Annotated in this window: 11 protein-coding genes; 9 read left to right on the top strand and 2 right to left on the bottom strand. The window is 56.3% G+C overall.

What is annotated here, in order from left to right; genetic code table 11:
* Positions 1-42: 42 nt before the first annotated feature.
* Positions 43-1,116 carry a DUF3320 domain-containing protein gene (locus tag N2K98_RS03455; protein ID WP_255866024.1) on the bottom strand — a complete coding sequence of 358 codons (1,074 nt, stop codon included), beginning with the start codon at positions 1,114-1,116 and terminating at the stop codon, positions 43-45.
* 346 nt (positions 1,117-1,462) lie between these two features.
* Here N2K98_RS03455 and N2K98_RS03450 point away from each other — a divergent pair, with 346 nt between their 5' ends.
* From N2K98_RS03450 to N2K98_RS03440, 3 genes are read left to right on the top strand one after another with little or no spacing between them, the layout of a single operon-like run.
* On the top strand, positions 1,463-3,349 hold the full coding sequence (locus tag N2K98_RS03450) for a hypothetical protein (protein WP_255866023.1): 1,887 nt from the start codon (positions 1,463-1,465) through the stop codon (positions 3,347-3,349).
* Entirely contained in the window at positions 3,346-4,206 is an 861-nt protein-coding gene (locus N2K98_RS03445) for a hypothetical protein (RefSeq protein WP_255866022.1), read from the top strand. Before N2K98_RS03450 ends, N2K98_RS03445 begins: the two co-directional genes overlap by 4 nt.
* The gene (locus N2K98_RS03440; protein ID WP_255866021.1) at positions 4,206-4,967 is read left to right on the top strand and encodes a DUF6339 family protein; all 762 of its coding nucleotides are present in this window, start codon (positions 4,206-4,208) and stop codon (positions 4,965-4,967) included. Before N2K98_RS03445 ends, N2K98_RS03440 begins: the two co-directional genes overlap by 1 nt.
* A 97-nt stretch (positions 4,968-5,064) precedes the next feature.
* Here the strand turns inward: N2K98_RS03440 and N2K98_RS17260 are convergent, their stop codons facing one another.
* Positions 5,065-5,421: an HNH endonuclease gene (locus N2K98_RS17260; RefSeq protein WP_407080019.1), complete on the bottom strand. Its 357-nt coding sequence runs from the start codon at positions 5,419-5,421 to the stop codon at positions 5,065-5,067.
* Positions 5,422-6,380: 959 nt separating this feature from the next.
* On the opposite strand from N2K98_RS17260, the gene N2K98_RS03430 reads away from it, so the two are divergent.
* The 6 genes from N2K98_RS03430 to N2K98_RS03405 all read left to right on the top strand — a co-directional run bounded on the left by N2K98_RS03430 (position 6,381) and on the right by N2K98_RS03405 (position 18,091).
* Positions 6,381-7,859, top strand: a complete 1,479-nt coding sequence (locus N2K98_RS03430; RefSeq protein ID WP_255866019.1) for a DNA cytosine methyltransferase — start codon at positions 6,381-6,383, stop codon at positions 7,857-7,859.
* 145 nt (positions 7,860-8,004) lie between these two features.
* Positions 8,005-9,429 carry an ATP-binding protein gene (locus tag N2K98_RS03425; RefSeq protein WP_308219836.1) on the top strand — a complete coding sequence of 475 codons (1,425 nt, stop codon included), beginning with the start codon at positions 8,005-8,007 and terminating at the stop codon, positions 9,427-9,429.
* 2 nt (positions 9,430-9,431) lie between these two features.
* Entirely contained in the window at positions 9,432-12,302 is a 2,871-nt protein-coding gene (locus N2K98_RS03420; RefSeq protein ID WP_255866018.1) for a Z1 domain-containing protein, read from the top strand.
* Positions 12,303-12,354: 52 nt separating this feature from the next.
* The gene (locus N2K98_RS03415; protein ID WP_255866017.1) at positions 12,355-14,430 is read left to right on the top strand and encodes an AIPR family protein; all 2,076 of its coding nucleotides are present in this window, start codon (positions 12,355-12,357) and stop codon (positions 14,428-14,430) included.
* Between the two features lie 50 nt (positions 14,431-14,480).
* The gene (locus tag N2K98_RS03410) at positions 14,481-17,087 is read left to right on the top strand and encodes a Z1 domain-containing protein (protein ID WP_255866016.1); all 2,607 of its coding nucleotides are present in this window, start codon (positions 14,481-14,483) and stop codon (positions 17,085-17,087) included.
* Positions 17,084-18,091, top strand: a complete 1,008-nt coding sequence (locus N2K98_RS03405; protein WP_255866015.1) for a PD-(D/E)XK motif protein — start codon at positions 17,084-17,086, stop codon at positions 18,089-18,091. Before N2K98_RS03410 ends, N2K98_RS03405 begins: the two co-directional genes overlap by 4 nt.
* Positions 18,092-18,097: the final 6 nt, after the last annotated feature.

The raw sequence follows: 18,097 nt of genomic DNA, 5'->3' as shown, positions 1-18,097 counted from the left end.
TCCGTTGCTGCCTCGGCGCTCCCCTGACCAGCCCCTCTCTCTTCAGGGTTGCGGCATACGCCCCATTGCCCGCGCATAGTCCATCCCCCTTTGAACCTGGCGCGTGGCGACTTTACTTCCTCTCATCCGACCAAATAGCTGCAAGACACCTCGCGTCAGTTCGGTGTCAGTTCCTTGTCCGTCAGCTTTAAGCAGCGAGACAACTGCATTAGCGATTTCCACAGGGGAAATCTCATGAAATGGGCGCTGCGACTCTGTGCTGGTTCGGTAAATCAGCCACTCATCGCGGTTGATTCCCAGGGGCCACACGAAACCATCTCCATCCACATGGACGGATGCCTTTGAAATTTGACCCAGTATTCTCTTGGCCCTCTGTGGTGCCAAGCGAGAGAACCCGAACGCAAGGCCCACTAGCTTCGCGACGCGGTCTTGGTGCACGGGCCCTTCGGATTCTGCGATGGTTTCGATCAGACCTCGAACGCTTTCCTTAACGCGATTTGTCCGCATGGAATCCAAGTCTTCCTGCTCTCCGACCACAACGGTGGTCCACGGCTCCCAAGGGACCTGACCGAACAGACCGTCAACGTAGTCGGCTCGAATGTTGTCGGCTTTTTTCTCCTCCGAGTTCCGAGGAACGGAAGTCACTTGCTCAGACATCGCCGTCGAAGGCTGCTCGGCATCGACAAGCTCACCGAGAAGCGTTGTCCGAATGTCTGCCACCTTGGCCGATGCATCAACATCGCCTATATGTGCCAGCACTGTCCTGACGGTATCTACCGCATGGAGAGCATCGAAAGTCTCGAATTCGCCCCCATGGGAGAGGCGATTCCGCACGATCCTGAGGACAGATCCATATGAACTCAAAGTGCGGTTGGGGTCACCTTCATCAAACGGGTATCCCAACCCGCCCAGACGCTCTGTCAGCATGCGGAGCTGCAGGGCAGGATCCCTCGTCGAATAGGTCCACGAACCCTTTCCTCGCATCTTGTCCAGTTCCTGGAGTATGGATGTCCACTCCAAAGTGCCGCCCAGCAGCGGCTTCATCTTGGTCTGAATGTACGCGTCAATCGACACGGCAAATACGTCGAGCGCCTGTTGGACATGGCCTTTTGTCATGATTCCCCCATAGTTGACGACCCACTGATTCGAAGGTCTCGGAGCGTCATTTAATTCTTCCGTTGACATCCTATATTTAGGATATATAGTCGACATATATCCGGCAAGCACCTAGGGAAAATATGTCAGGCGAAACGCGGAATGAACGCTTCAGGCGCCTCGCATCTTCGCGGGGAGACCGGCTCATACGAGAAATTTCCCTTCTGGGAAATCTTTCGAATCAAAAGAACTACGAGTACACACCCGACGAGGTTGAAGCGCTGTTTCGCCCCATCGAGGATGAATTAACTGCTGTGCGCGCACTTTTTGATCCGACTACCCCTTCCACCAGAAAGGTGTCATTCGAATGACATCCCCCAATTTCGGGTTCTATTTTGAGACGGCGGGAAGAGGTGCCTCGCAAGGCGCAATCTCCCCAGCGGAGCAGTTCTTCGAAGGTTCACTGGCCGAGTCCTCGCTCGTTCGTGAAACGGCACAGAACTCCATAGATGCCCGGTTGGGCGATGAGACAGTCAAGATGGTTTTCGAGCTCAAGGCGATGGAAACGGCAGACGTTCCTGGCATCGAAGGTCTTCGTGCAACCTTGAAACAGGTAGCAGAGGAGACCCGCGGCGCGCAGGGTCACGCCAACATGAAGCTTGCCTATGACACTGCCATGCAGGAACACATTGAGGTACTGCGCATCAGCGACTATGGCACAAAGGGCTTAACCGGTTCGGAGTCAATGGATAATCCCACCTCGGCATTGAGCGCTCTCACCCGCGGTGCCGGAATCTCAGCTGACGACGGTTCCCGCGGCGGGTCCTTCGGCATTGGGTCTGCTGTGGGTCCCATGGCATCCAACATGAGCACGGTTCTTTACACATCCCGTCCGCATAACCAACCCTCCGTGGTCTTCGCGGGCTACAGTTGCTTGGCAAGCCATCGCGATGGGGACGGGAAATGGCACGTAGGTGATGGTTTTTTCACTGACCTCACGTGCATGGAAGATTTCAGCTACCTTCGAGACCCAGGTGCGCTCGGCCCTTTCCCTGAGCGGACCGCGCCCGGAACCGACGTCTATATCCTCGGTTACCGAAAAGCCGGGGCCGACCCGGATCTGCGCCACATCAAGGTAGCCCTCATGCGGAACTTCCTGCTGGCCATTGATCGGGGCAACTTGGTTGTGGATGGGATAACAGCGGATTGCACCTGGACCTTGGACTCAAACACGTTGGATACGAGCGTCCTCGAGGACTCCGAAGCTCACGCTTTTTATCGCGCCATAAAAGACGAGGAACCGATAGTCGGTGCTAGCGACCAGCTCGGCAGTTTGTCTCTTTACATCAATGTTGACGACAGTCTTGACAAGAGCTTGCACACGATTACAGTCCGCAAACCACTTATGAAGATCGATACCTTTCGACATAACTCGATTCCGATCAAGTACGCCGCGGTTTTGGAATGTTCCGATGACGAAGGCAACAAACTTCTCCGCGCGCTGGAACCTCCACAGCATCATCGCTGGGACCCTGAACGGGCCCCGCACGGCAAAGCGATAATTAAAGAGCTCAAGAATTTCGTGCGTGAGGGGCTAAAGAGCCGCGTAAAACAGCACTTCGGCGACCAAATTGAGGTCAAGGGGTTGGCTCGGTATCTGCCCATGGAGGTTTTCGAAGACAAATCCCATCTATTGGGGAGCACAGGGACCCCGATAAACGGTCAGGGAACCAAGACTGAATCCAGCACTATCCGCGGTACCGATGGAGGCAGCGAATCAGTCCAGGTCCGTTCAAGCGGCTCTTTCAAGGTTGGCGTAAGTACGTCGGCTGCAGGTGACGGTGAGACGCCCGCCAAGAAGGGCAAGGACGCGGGGGGATCATCGAGCCGCACCAACTCCGGGGGCGACTTGGAGGGAACCGGATCCCTCGGGGACGGATCCGGCAGGATCACAGCGGGAGACGTGCGATTTCGCAGTTGGTGCGAGGGGGGCACTGGCGACCTGTGCCTTTCAATCACTGCTGCCGAAAGCATCGAGGGTGACCTTGAACTAGTGCCGCTCGGACCTGGCGGCAGCATGGAGGACGGATTTGTTCTTCCAATCAAGGGGGGAACAGTCAGCACTGGATCGACCCACGTTGCCCTCAAGAATAAGGGCAACGTCTTATCTAATCTGAAGCTAGAGGCCGGTGTGACGTCTCACATTCGGCTCAAATTGTCATCGCCGCATCGATACCGTCTGGGGATCAAGTGAAATCATCAACAAAGAGAGGCTCGTACCCTCATCCGGTCCTCGACGCCTCTGACGATGTCAATTCGGTATTCCAAGTTTTCAATGCCGCAGTTACACCAAATGTGAACGATGTGGAGGTGAAGTTCCAGGTTCGGATGTCGGATCCTGACGTACAGACCCTCATTGAGAGCGGGGCCGCTCGGTACAGCTTCCGTTGGACTTGTACGTCCACCATCGCAACGGGCGAGCTTGGTGCCACTATCCAACAGCGACATCCAGACGGAGCAACCTATGCAGGTTCTATCGATCAAGAGGATATTCGAGGCACCGTCGTCGTCGAGCTCAGAGTCATTGCGACCTCTGCGATTCCAGAGTATCGGCTTACAAACCAAAATCCTGAATATGCGGACTCAACGTTTAGCATCCTTCCAGGCGACGTGCTGGCTGAAGGCGGATCGTTCCAGTTTGAACCGGAAAAGCGGTACGACCCGCTAGTGCCGCCTGTAGGCTCTTGTTTTCGCTTCGAAAGTGACTCCAAAAGGACGCGAGGAATCAGTGTCAAGTTTTTTGATGACGATTATGTCCTCGTGACCTTTCCAGAGAGACTCCAACCGCACTTTGCTTCGGTGCGCCCAGAAATTCAGATAGGACTGGTAGTCCTACCGGCGCTCATGGAAGCCATTGATTTCATCAAGGAAAATGAATCCGCAGACAGTGGCGAGGACATGTCGGATAAGTCTTGGTATAAGGCGCTGCTGAGGTTGATAACTGAGAATGGATCTCTTGCAGACCCCACATTTGAGTTGGCGCAAAAGATGCTGGGGTACCCGCTAGACAAGGCGTTGAGTACGGCTTTGAACCATATGGGGGACGAATAATGGACATGCAAGCACGGGCAGTAACGTACGGTGCGTTGAGAGACATAAAATCTGCACTTGATGCTGCCTCAAGTCCCGATGACTTTTTCGCAGAGACCGAAGTGATTCTGAACGACCCTCAGAACATTTTGGAACTTCCTCTCAATCTCGGCGTCCCGGATCCATTGGACCCCGGCGCTCAGCAGGCATCTGCGAGAGATGAGAACAATGCTCCCCTCGTTTACGAGTATCTGGGTGCACTCGACAGGGCGAATGCTTCTGACCGCCGGCTGTGGACATTCCTGGCCTTCGTGACCTTCCGTGAATATATGGAAAAAAGGTGGCCACTTGAGCAGGACAAGAATTGGAAGTCACGCGTTGAAGACCGCTGGTTGATGCTTAACGCCACGCGTGGCAAACTCGTCCGCCACGGAATCGCCCGTCTCTGGTGGGTCACCACCCTCACCTACGACGTGACCTGTCAGCACCCGCTTTCGCGGGCAGCCGGTGATCCTTTCGCCTATACCCGTGAGGCGTTCCACCGTGAGGACCGCATCATGGCGCTTTTTGACCGTGAGTCGGGTGCTCTCCCGGAACTGGTTCGTTCCGTACTTGACCACATTGCCCAGGGCGGGGCCTTCTCCGATGAGAAGCACATACGTGCTCTGATGGTGGAAATAACCTTGGTTTATGGTTACCGAGACTTGGGCACTCTCGATAAGGCGGAGATGAGGAAGGTCATCGACGGATCCTTCGTTGTCCAGCACCCATACGCCGTCTGAAAGTTCTTCGTGCCGAACCCTAATCAGGGCAGGATGCGCTGTCTCAGCTGCCGGTTGTGGTCTGCTGTAGGAGCGCTGGTTGCATCAGCTCGGAGGACTATCCCCTGTGTTGCTTCCAGTGGTCCTCCAGCCATCCTCGCTGACTCGCGCTAATCCCTACCCGCAGTTTGCTTCCGTGTAGTTGTTGGTAGAGGACATATGAATGAAGTTCGTCTGCAATATCCAAGACCAGGGACGCCGGATTGACGGCTACTTTTCCACAATCAAACAACCGGTGCAGGTCCCTGCGGAGAAGCAGACCACCGTATTCATGGTGCTCACCCACGGCGCCATAGCTATATAGGTGTGCCGCTTCGAGTACTTCAAGGGGGCATTCCCCTGTGAAGGCACACGTCGTCCCGTAGCGATCAATCAGGGACTTTCGAAAGAGCGTCTGCCCCTTGCGTACTCGCACAAGTGCCAAGGAGTGACCGCCGTTTATTCTCCTCGAGTGTGCGGCGGGAACAGCAAGCTCGTGGCCAAACCCGGTTGCTTCAACCAAGGACTTAAAGGACTCCCACCCGAGGGCACGCAAGCTCAGCTGAGACTTCGGACTTTCACACACCGCGCGCAGCTCTGCGCCAGAAAGCACTCCCTCCAGACCGACCCATGCAGTGTCGTGATTCGAAGTGTAAGTGGACACTGTTCTGGTTTCGATTTCGGGCACATCGAATTCGTTTCCGCATTTAAAACACCGATACTGGGGTGACTTAGTTTTCCGGGCCTTTATGTGGGCCCTGTGGCACTGAGGACAGCTGTAAATTGACTTGTCTTCGGTCGCGACGTCAATACTGTCCACTACCGAGACGCCAATGCTGGACTTCTTATCCCACAGAACAATGCTGTCTCCCGCTGAAATTCTTGCGTGATTCGGCACCGTATCGTCCCAGCGATAATGGGATTCCGGCTCATCAAGATATCCGTCATTACTGCCAAAGTCCCTGTCTTTGTCCTCAACCGTGAGAAGCAGCCAAGCTCGAGGAACCCGTGGAAGATCTGTAATAGTCACGACACCAATGGTGCCACCACGGGCCTACCCGAGGGACCGCCTGGCCGTCGTGCCTAGCGCCACGCCCTCGAGTCAAGACGTGACAGACGCGTAACAGCAGGGTTCGGACGCCTTGGAGGTGGAGGACCAGCAGAAGGAACAGCTATAACCGTACGGGTATTCTGTCGGATTCCATCCGTGCAATTGCGCGGAGTCTCGGCTCCGACAACGAGGCTAGCCGTCTCCGCGTTGATGACCCAAGTGATGAAACTGTCAGCGCGGTGATGTTCACTGGGGCGAAGGCGAACGCGCAGGGCCGGTAAGATTACTAGGCTCCACGTTCCTGCCTGGTAACCTGGAGAGCCGTACTGATTTTGGAGGAAACCGTGATTCCCATCGTTGACATTTTTGCTGGCCCTGGTGGCCTAAACGAAGGCTTCTCCAGCATCCGAGACGAGGATGGCAACCGCGTCTTCCAGACGGTTCTGTCGATCGAGATGGAGACATCGGCAGTAAAGACCCTGACCCTGCGCGCAGCTCACCGGTTCCTTTCCGATTTACCTGAAGGTCAACCTGAGATCTACAAACGGTTCCTCGCCAAGGACGTCACCTACGACGAGATGCGATCAGCCCCCGAGGTGGCAGCGGCTTTCGAACACGCAGAAGAAGAAGTCCGACAGTTCACCCTGAGCGAGGACAGCCGTCCAGAGTCGGACACGTTGATTCGGGAATCGCTTCAGGACGCCTCTGAATGGGTCCTGATCGGTGGACCGCCGTGCCAGGCCTACTCCATGGCTGGGCGGTCCCGCCGCAAGCACGACGTCACCTTCAAAGACGACCACAAGCACTTCCTGTACAAGGAATACCTGCACATCATCACCGAGTTCCGCCCCGCGGTCTTCGTGATGGAGAACGTAAAAGGGATGCTCTCGTCCAAAAGCGGGGACGGCAAGATTTTCGAGCTCATCGAACAGGATCTGCGAGCACCTGGCTACGATCTCCACTCCATGGTGGTCAACAGCGACACCGGGGAACTCAAACCCTCCGACTTCATCATCAAGTCAGAGCTGTATGGAATTCCCCAGAAGCGCCACCGGGTAATCATCGTAGGCCTGCGCCGGGACGCCCAGCTTCCGGCCCCAAAGGCCCTTGAACACCGCGAACCCGTAACTGTTCAGGATGCTATCTGGTCTCTGCCCCACCTGCGCTCGGGCATTTCCCGCCGTCCGCATGCCACGTGGGAGGACTGGGCCACCATACGCGAGCAAGCGCACAAGTTCTTGCAGGCGCTTCCGGGTAAAGAGCGGGCGTCCGCTCCCAGCCCTTACGAACTCGACACCAAGTCGACATCCGTCCGCCCCCCGGAGCCCTTCGATAAGGCCTCCGCAGCAGGTGAGCTCCAAACATGGCTCCGTAAAGATGCTGCACCTGTTACGTGGAACCATGAAGCCCGTGGCCACATGCTTGAAGATTTGGTTCGCTATTATCTGCTGGCTGCGCTGGTGACGGCCGACGGTTCGAGCCCGAAGGTGCGCAGCCTGCCGGCTGCCCACTGGCCCAAGCACAACAACATCAACAACGTGGTGGTGCCCTTCGAGGATCGGTTCCGGGTCCAGGCGTGGGTGAAACCTTCATCCACTGTCGTGTCTCACATCGCCAAAGACGGGCATTACTACATTCATCCTGACCATGAACAGATGCGAAGCCTGACCGTGCGGGAAGCGGCGCGGCTGCAGACCTTCCCCGACAACTACGTCTTCCTGGGGAATCGGACTCAGCAGTACACGCAGGTGGGGAACGCGGTTCCACCACTATTGGCATCGAAAATTGCACAGCGTGTGGCCGAAGTTATGGGATACAGCTGAGCAGCATCCCCCAAGCACCCGCTGGGGTTTCCTAGAACAGGAATGTCAGTACGAGAGGATAGTCTGATCCTCATAAGTACTAATCGCATTTAGCTCTGGGGGACGCTTGACGGACGCGATCACACTGCTGCCTGGACCGCAGCTCATGGAGTCCATGAGGGCTGTCGGGTACAACTTGGAAACCGCGTTGGCCGACCTTGTCGACAACTCGATCACAGCCGGCGCAGCAACGGTGGACATTCGGTTTTCTGCAGTAGGTGAGCCCTACGTTGCCGTCATCGACGACGGCTTGGGGATGACCGCCTTGGAAGCACAAGATGCCATGCGTTTGGCAGGGAATGACTCGCGGAACCTGCGTGCGAGCCACGATCTCGGACGGTTCGGCCTCGGACTCAAAACCGCATCCATTTCCCAGTGCCGCAAGCTCACCCTGGTGACAAAACAACGCAGCGAGATACATGCTTTCCGCTGGGACTTGGATTATCTCAGCAGCTCCTCTAGCTGGAGTCTCTTGCGGCTTGCACCGGAAGAATACCAGGCGCTCCCGGAGTATGCGGCGTTGGAGACATTGGATCACGGGACCATGATCCTCTGGCAGGATCTTGATCAGCTCGAAAACAGTAGTGGAAACTCAATCGCGTCCATGGATGAAGCCATGCTGCGTGCTGCCTCCCATTTGGGACTCGTTTTTCATCGATTCCTAGCGGGCGAGCATGGACGGCAGCTCGATATCCGTATGAACTTCACTTCTGTCCCTGCGACTGACCCCCTGCTCAAGGATCACAAAGCTACCCAAATTGGTCCGCTGGAACGCATATCTCTGGACCAAGGCACTATCGAACTGCGTCCCTATACTCTGCCTCACCTGAACATGATGTCTCCCTCGGACCGTAGGAGGGCCCATGTAAACGGCTCATTGCGCGACAGCCAGGGTTTCTACATCTACCGGGCAATGCGCCTTGTTATCTGGGGAACTTGGTTCCGTGTGGCTCCGAAACAGGAATTGGGCAAGCTGGCTCGGGTGCAAGTAGATGTTCCGAATTCCTTGGATCATCTGTGGTCCCTAGACATCAAGAAGGCCCAAGCGGTACCTCCGCCCGTCATTAGGGACCGGCTTCGCGCCGTTGCAGCCACCATTGTGGGCCCGAGCCAGCGCGCGCACACCTATCGCGGGCGAACAGAGCGCAGTCCCATCACACACATCTGGAATGCCGTCTCTGACGCTGAATCGTTCCGTTACGAGGTCAACAGAAATCACCCTGCACTGATCGCGCTCAGCAGCACGTTCGATCGTCATGAGTCGGCTGCCCTGGAAACCGTTCTGAGTCTCATGGAGCGAACGTTTCCCATCGAGGATGTTTACAACAAGATGGGGCAGGACCTGTCCCACTCCGGCGCGGAGGTGCAGGACCAAGACCTTAGGGATTTGGCAAGGGCGCTCTGGGGACAGCTTCAGACCACGCTCGCCCCGGAAGCCTTTGTCAAAGCCATGCTCACCTCGGAACCGTTCGACAAGCACCCGCGCGCCGAAGCGGCCCTCCGTGAAACTGCCTACGGGACGGAGTTCTAGAAATGACGGACGCATTCCTATTTCCAGTCTCTGCGGTCGAGGCGACCGCACTGTCCCTCCTTAAAGATTCCGACACCGATGAATACCGTCCGGACCTCACCGAAGATGAAATTCGACTGTCTTTCGATCGTGCACGTACGCGGCTTCCGACGGCGTCAACCGAATCGCAAATGGACGAGCTCGTGGAGCACTGGGTACAAAAGCTGACCGCTACCGGGTCCTCGAGCGAAGGCGGCCCGCTCGTCAAGGACGATCACATACCGTGGCTGCAGAAGAGTAAGGCCGACATCGTATGGCGCCGGTGGTTCGCCTATCGGCATATGCTTTCCGACTCCGGGCGTTCGGGCGCAGTTCTCGACAGACTGGATCACTTCAGCGACGAGATTCTTGACCTTGCCGGGGACCCGAGAAGGACCGGCTTCTGGAATCGCCGAGGCCTTGTTATTGGCGACGTTCAGTCGGGGAAAACCCAGAACTATCTTGCTCTGATGAACAAGGCGGCCGACGCAGGTTATCGCGTTATCATCGTCCTCTCCGGGAACACCGAATACCTGCGTCAGCAAACGCATTCCCGGATCGACGAGGGGTTCATCGGCAGGGACACGGCACTCACCGGGATGCTTAACGGAGCTCGCGTTCCTCGAGACGTGCATATCGGTATTGGAAACGTGGATCGAGGGATCGCAGATGCCACATCTCTCACCACGACTCTGATGGATTACCTACAGGTGAGTCGAACCGCCGGGGATGTCGCCCTACCGACGCCCAGCTCCCCGCCGTTGGTGTTTGTGGTCAAGAAGAACACCCACGTCCTCAAAGCAGTGCAAGGATGGGCCCAAGCTAAAGCCGGCAGCCGCCAGAGGATCGATCTACCGTTGTTGCTGATTGATGATGAGTCCGACTACGCGTCGATCAATACCAACGACGAAAGCGATGATCCCACTGCAATAAACTCAGCTATCAGGCGGCTTCTAAACCTCTTTACCAGGTCCTCTTACCTGGCTATTACGGCGACGCCCTTTGCCAACATCTTCATCGATGACGAGGCAACGGCTTGCCTCACCGAGGATGGCAAGGATCTGCCCGACCTGTTTCCCGAAGACTTCATTTACCCCCTCGATGCTCCCAGCAACTACGTTGGCGTCCGGGCGGTATTCGGGCGGACGCCGGACGAACCCGGAACCCAGGTACAGAAACTCAAAGACGCTGTTCGCTGGCTTCCCTTAACACACAAGAAGATTCAACGCCCCCAGGGCCTGCCTTCTAGCCTTGAGGAGGCGCTCCGTACTTACCTACTGGCCAACGCCATCTTGGACCATCGGCTGAAAGCACCCGCAAAACGTTCCATGCTGGTAAACGTTTCGCGCTTCACCGATGTCCAAAACCATGTGGCGGACGCACTTCGTGAAGCGCTTTTTCAATACAAAACAGCCATTCAACTGCACGCTGCCGCTTACGCTGCGGGACGGACACATCCGCTAGTAGAGGAGCTGCAAGGAACCTTTGCGCGCCAGTACACCGCGAGTGGTGCCTCCTGGGAAAGTGTTCTGTCCCAGCTGTCAGCTTCAGTCGCGGAAGTGCGAGTCAAGGTCTATAACTCGGCGCCGGGGATCGATCCCTCTGAATATGATGGCGAGGCGCCGGAGAGGCAGATTGCCATCGGCGGGGATTTGCTCAGCCGCGGTTTGACCCTGGACGGACTGGTGGTCAGCTATTTCCACCGGAACGTCGCCGCTGCCGACACTATGATGCAGATGGCACGCTGGTTCGGGTACCGGGATGGGTACCAGGACATTTGCAGGCTGTGGATCAGCGAAGGTACAGCTGCGGACTACAGATTCATTGCCACAGCGGTGGAAGAGCTCCGGGTGGATCTCGCCTATATGCGTCGAAGCAAAATGATCCCCCGGGACTTCGGTCTCGCCGTGCAGCAACACCCCGAGTCACTTCTGATCACCGCCCGAAACAAGTCAAGGCACGCCGTGTCAGCCCAAAAGGAAATCAACCTGCTGGGACGCAATTTGGAAACCACGAAACTCTCCACCAGTGTTGAAGTCCAGAGGGAAAACCACACTTCCATAGTCAAGCTGTTGAGCGAAGCGGTGGGAAACGGCTGCGCCGTCGACAGGACCCGCCGGGGATATACGCGCGTCCGCTCTGTCCCCAAGGACCTGATCGCTGACGCGCTCCGCCTCTTTTCGGCGGCACCCGATGACGTACTGTTCAACGGTGCAAGCCTGGAACGCATGGTGCGCAGCAGCGAAGGTGATCTTTTCAAAGAGTGGGACATCGTCGTTGTCAACGGTTCCGTGAAAAGAAACGCGCCCCTCACCCTCGGACCCCTCAGCGGGTGTTATCCCGTTGAACGGCAGATGCTTTTTCGTCCATTGTTCTCCAAGGACGGGACGTCGAGAGGGGCGTCGCTGTGGGTCAGTGGCAAGCGCGGCCGCTTGGCAGGTCCTGAGGATTTGCAGAAACTCCTCGACGAAGAGATCGAGCAGCAAGCTTCCGGAAGATACATGGAGGCTCTCCGGGAGCTCGGTCAGGACGCAAAAAGTTCGATTCCCGAAACCGCTTTTTACGGTCACCTCAGCAAGCCTCAGCTGTTGATCTATCCGCTGTATGTCAGCGCAGGCGGAGCAGACCAGAGTCGAACCATTGAGGTGGAGGATTTGGCCGAGCTTCCGCGGAACACTGTTGAGTTAATGCGCACACTTGAAGAGGCGCAGAAACAACATCTCCCGTTTATGGCTCTCAAGGTTGCCCTACCCAAAACCGGCTACGACCCGCGTGGGCGCAACGGCCGCGCCAAATACTTATTAAACCGCGTTGCCCAACGTTACTGGGTCTCGGATTACGAACAATTAGCTTAGCTGCAGCACAACCGATCCTCTCAGGGATCACCATCAAGACAATGGGGGACAAATGGATATTGAGAGCTACTTCCAGCAGCAGGCCGCTGCTGTCGGTGCCTTGGCTAACGCCGAGGGAGAATTCGTCGCTACCGCCTTTACTAGGCACTGTGGAGAAATACTGACCGAAGCGGGCGAGTTCGATGACATCGAAGTCTTGGACTTCGAGGGCGCGGGTACCAATCAGCGGAAACTCAAGGTCAATGGCTACGACCTCGAGAACGCAGATAACAGTATTGCCGTCGTCGCAAGCGTCCATTACGGGACTGAGACTATTCAAACGCTCTCGGCTACCGACGCCAAAGCTGCTCTCAGGGCCCTTCACTACTTCCTGCTGGATGCACTCGATGGGAGCTTCATGCAGGGGCGAGAACAAAGCTCGCCGGCATATCAGCTCGCGTGGGATCTGCGGAGCAGGGGCAGGAACGTTTCGCGCTACCGTCTCTATCTCATGACAGATGCCCGGTTGAGTGATCGTTTGCGTTCCCTACCTTCTGAGGACATCCACGGAATCCCCGTGGACTTTCATCTTTGGGATATCGAGCGTTTCCACCAGCTCCACCAGTCCCAGAGCGGCCATGAGCCGCTTCAGATCGATCTGACGGAGTGGGCAAACCAAGGGCTTCCCGCGCTTCGGGTCGAATCCACGCCAGAGTTTGCGACCTACCTGACCTCCGTGCCTGGCCGGGTCCTGTCCTCCCTGTATGCCAAGCATGGGAGCCGGCTGCTCGAAAGTAACGTGAGGTCCTACCTCAGCAATAGAGGCAAGATCAACAAGGGAATCCGTGCCACAATCCATTCCGCTCCGCAGAACTTCATGGCGTTCAACAACGGAGTAACTGCCACAGCGACTAGTGTCACAACGTCTGAGGACGGAAGTTCCATTCTGTCGATCGAAGATCTGCAAATAGTGAATGGCGGCCAGACCACCGCGTCGTTGTTTTTTGTGCAAAGGGAAGCAAAATCTGAGGGAGTTTTGGATGGCGTCTTCGTCCAAATGAAGCTGGTAGTCGTCGCTCCCGCTCTCGCCGCCGAGCTCATACCGAACATTTCGCGGTTTGCGAACAGCCAGAATGCAGTCAGCTCGGCGGACTTCTTTTCCAACAGTCCATACCACGTCCGCCTGGCCGAGCTCTCGCGCAAGGTTCTTGTCCCGTCCCGTTCCGGTGCCGTCCACAGCACCCACTGGTACTACGAACGTACTCGCGGGCAATATGAAAATGAACGCAGTAAGCTTTCACGCTCAGAGGCCGTCCGTTTCGAAAATCTGAATCCGAAGTCGCAAAAGTTCGATAAACCGGCATTGGCCAAATACCTTATGTCATGGGACCAGCGGCCCCACACTGTGAGCTCGGGGGCACAAAAGAACTTCGTTGCTTTTGCCGATATCGTGGCCAAGAGCTGGGATAAGGATCCAGACCAGTTCAACGAACAGTACTTTAAAGAGACGGTAGCCAAGGGCATCCTCTTCGCCGAGGTCAGGAACGTTATCAAGAATGCTGACTGGTATCGCAAGGCGTACTTGGCGAACATAGCCGCCTACACCGTTGCCAAGATTGCCAGCTTGGTAGAACGGCAGGGACAAGGCAAGGTCTTCGATTTTGACGCCGTGTGGTCCGCACAAGCCGTGCCGGACTCCGTCCTGGTAGTCGCGAACCAGGTGGGACGCCTCGTCCAGGAGGTCCTCACCAGCGAACATCGGAGTACAACGAACGTCACGGAGTGGGCCAAAAAGGCCCAGTGCTGGGACACCATCAAAGCCATGCCCTACACGTTGCCCGCAGACTTCCTCTCGGCTTTGGTTGACGCCGCCACCGTCGCTGCCCGCGGCAAAGCTGCCAAGGCGAACCAAAAGGTGGACAATGGAATCGGCCTGCAAACCCGGCTCTATGAGATCCCAACAGAGCATTGGAAGGCGCTGGAAGGGTTTGCCGGCATGAACAGGGTCGCGTCCCCTACCGACATGAGCATCCTGGGACTTATGACAGGACGAAAAACCGGAGTCCCTTCAGAAAGGCAGGCTGCCAGGCTCATCCAGCTGGTTGCCAATGCCAACGAACGGGGATTTACCCTCTTTAGTCCTTGGTGACACGTCACCACACGGTTGCTTTACTCTCGTATCAAGTTCAAGGATGAAAAATGGCCCTAAACGCCCAAGGGCTCGCGGCGCTGGATACCCTCGAAGTTCTTATAAAAACCAGCGTTTCCAAAGACGCTGCCATAAATACCTTGCGTATTATGCTCAACAATGACGGGTTGGTTGAGGACGTTCTTACCGAACGCGACCTGATCATCAAGCAAAGACTCGCCGACGCTCACGACGTCACCGTATTCGATGAGGAATCGGAAACGGAGCCATGGTATGCCGGCCCCCAACCCCATGATGTCTTCTGGCCGAGCCTCAAGGCAAAGCTGCAAGCCGACCCGGGTTGGGCGAATGCCGTTCCGTCTCTCGACAAGACCTCCACAGATGTAGTGTCCCTACTGGCCGATCCGCACAGCGAAACCATCCGGACACGCGGAATGGTGCTCGGTTATGTCCAGTCGGGTAAAACTGCCAATTTTACTGCCACCATCGCGAAGGCCGCTGATGCAGGCTACAGACTGTTCATAGTCCTTTCCGGCGTGCACAACTCCCTGCGACGCCAGACCCAACTGCGCCTGGACAGTCAGCTTTGCGATTTGAGACCGGCAGACTGGGTCCAGCTAACAGATGAATTCGGCGATTTCGGCAATCCCGTCAAAGCGCTTCCACTGGTTGCCGGGTCACAGTTGCGGCTGTTGGCAGTGGTAAAAAAGAACGTTTCGCGGCTCACAAACCTTCGCGACTGGCTCTTGGACGCCCATGAAAAGGGCGGTCTTAACAAGTGTCCCGTGCTCATCATTGACGACGAGGCAGACCAGGCCAGTCCGAACTCCGCAAGAGATGCAGAGCTCGATCAAACAGCCATTAACGGCTTGCTCGTAGATCTCTTGGGGTTGCCCCGTGTGGCGTACGTGGGATATACTGCCACACCGTTTGCCAACGTTTTGGCCAATCCCGCAGACCCGAAGAACATTTATCCGCGGGACTTCATCTATTCCCTCCCAAAGCCGGCCGGATACTTCGGCTCCGAAGAACTCTTCGGAGCTCCCGTGGCTGAGCCGGAAGAGAGCTCCGATGACCAGGGCCACAACATGATCCGGTTCGTACCTGAGTCCGAAGCGGAGGCGTACAAATCCAGCCCTAAGAGCCCCTACTCCCCCAAAGTGACCCCCAGCCTCTCCGACGCCATCCGCTGGTTTCTGCTGGCTACGGCTGCGCGGCGGTTTAGAAACGGAGAGGCCAAGCACTCCAGCATGCTGATCCACACAACCATGAGGGTCGAACCTCAGAACACTTTGGTGCCGGTTATCCGGAAACATGTGAAAGACCTGCAGAAAGAACTCCGAAGCGGCGACACGACGAAGTGGCAGAACCAGTGGGAATCCGAAGTGCAACGGGAACCGGCTGCCCGCCACAATTTGGTAGCGCCGTCATTCGAAGAGTTGCTGGGCCTGCTACCCGACGTACTCACTGACACGAAGGTGGTCGCTGACAACAGCGCCTCGCCCGAGCGCCTCATTTACGCCGCGGACCCAGCGACGGTCATTGCTGTGGGCGGCAACACGCTTTCCCGGGGCCTAACCCTGGAAGGCCTTGTGTCCTCATTTTTCCTGAGGACAGCGGGTGCCTATGATTCCGCACTTCAGATGGGACGCTGGTTCGGGTATCGGCGTGGTTACGAGGATCTTCCTCGGGTCTGGACTACCCGCAAGCTTAAGGATGACTTCCAGTTCCTCGCAGAGATTGAAAGCGATCTTCGATCAGAAATCAAACGCTACGAGGGGGGAGCTGCGTCGCCACGTGATGTGGCAGTACGCATTCAGACCCATCCGCGAATGCAGGTGACGTCTCCCCTGAAGATGCAGTTCGCGATAAAGGCATCTGCCTCCTTCAGCGAAACCCACCCCCAAACGACATATTTCGACCGGACCGATCCCGAGATTCTGGCGGGAAACATTGAAGCAACGAAGGAGCTTCTATCAGCCGCAAAAGACGATGCCCTTGATGAGGGGATATACGGTGAGAGGATCGTTTTCAAGGGAGTTCCCGCCGAATCAATATTGAGCTTCTTGGATCACTATCATTTTAATGACAAGTCCGAGATGTCCGAGGGCATGCTCCGCGACTATGTAGAAACGCAACTGGAGTTCGGGGCGCTCCGTGAATGGAACATTGCAGTGGTCTCGAAATCCGGTCAAAGCGACAGGTCTGCGGAAACACTCGACCTTGGCCTCGAGCAACGCGTGAACCTGATCACTCGTTCACAGCTCGCAAGCAGTGATCCAGACGTAGCGAACATCGGCACGCTGATGTCACGGGTTGATCGTGTACTCGATCTGGGGTGGACAGCCAGCCAGGCTAAGGCTGCGAGCGATGCTCAGCTACAGGAAGTTCGCAATGCTGAGGGACGTCCGCTGCTAGTGATCTACCCCATTGACAAGGACTCCGCACCCCAACCCCATTTGGACCGCCGCAAAAAGTTGAATGCCGAGGAGCATGTGGTGGGTGTGGCGTTCTCCTTCCCCGCCGCTGCCGCAGGATCGGAGCCGAAGAACGCCATTCAGGTGGATGTGTCCATGCTCAATACTGACGAAGCCGACGACAGCCTGAACGCCTACGTGGATGCTGAGGGCTCCCACGACAAGGTGGCTCTGGGATGACCGAATATCCAGACCTTCTTTCAGTGTGGATGGTCAACTCCGCAGAAGGAACGGGAACGCAAGGGATTACACAGGCGAACCCGATCGGCGTCAGTGTTGAGGCGGGCGACGTCCTGGCAGCGCTCGACTCGAAGTCGGATCGTCATCTGCTCATCCCCTTGCTTCCCGGCGAGGCTGTGACCCAACAGGCTGACGGGGCGGCGGTTCGCTTGAGCAGGGTGAAATTTCAGTCACGGGATTACTTAAGTGCGTTCTGCACGGTGCGAAGACTGGATACAGTTTTTACGCAATTCGCACGCGAACTCTTGGAGGTGCTTCGTGAATCGGAGTCTCCGGCACATGACGTGACACGCGCATTCCAAGAGTGGAAAGCCCTCTTCGCTGCAGCCTCGGGACCGGAGCTAAACGTTTCTGAGCAGATAGGTCTGCTTGCTGAACTCCAAATGCTGGAAAGGCTGGTTCGCGCAGGAGACCATCAAGCTCTGTCTCACTGGCACGGACCCGATAAGTCACAGCATGATTTTTGTGCCGGTGATACTGCCATAGAGGTGAAAGCGTCCCTTGCTCGGGAAGGGCGCCGGATCGGCATCAGCAGCCTCCACCAACTCGAAGCACCGAACAACGACGCGGGCAAGTTGTTCCTGGCCTATACCCGGTATGAGCGTTCCTCGGCAGGGGATTCGCTGCCAAGTATGGTCGATACGATTCTCAACCTCGGGGTGGAATCGTCTCTTTTCGAACGAAAACTTCGCAAGGCGGGTTATTTTGACTCGCATAGAGAGCCATATCAGAACTCAAAGTTCAGTCTGAAAGAGCAGAGGTTATACGACGTCCAACAAGAACATTTTCCAAGGGTGATTCCGCGTTCATTTGAGCAATCTGAGCTTCCCCCAGGAGTGGTGTCGATAACCTACGTCATTGATGTAACCAACGAGCCACCCACACCCTTGGAACAAGTTGAAATGCTCGACCTAATTGAGGGATTTGCAGACAGTGATTCTTGATTGGAT

This window comes from Arthrobacter jinronghuae (assembly GCF_025244825.1).
In the GTDB taxonomy this organism is placed as follows: Bacteria; Actinomycetota; Actinomycetes; order Actinomycetales; family Micrococcaceae; genus Arthrobacter_B; species Arthrobacter_B jinronghuae.
Note: the sequence above shows the minus strand (reverse complement) of the source record. Positions and strands in the feature narration are given on the sequence as shown.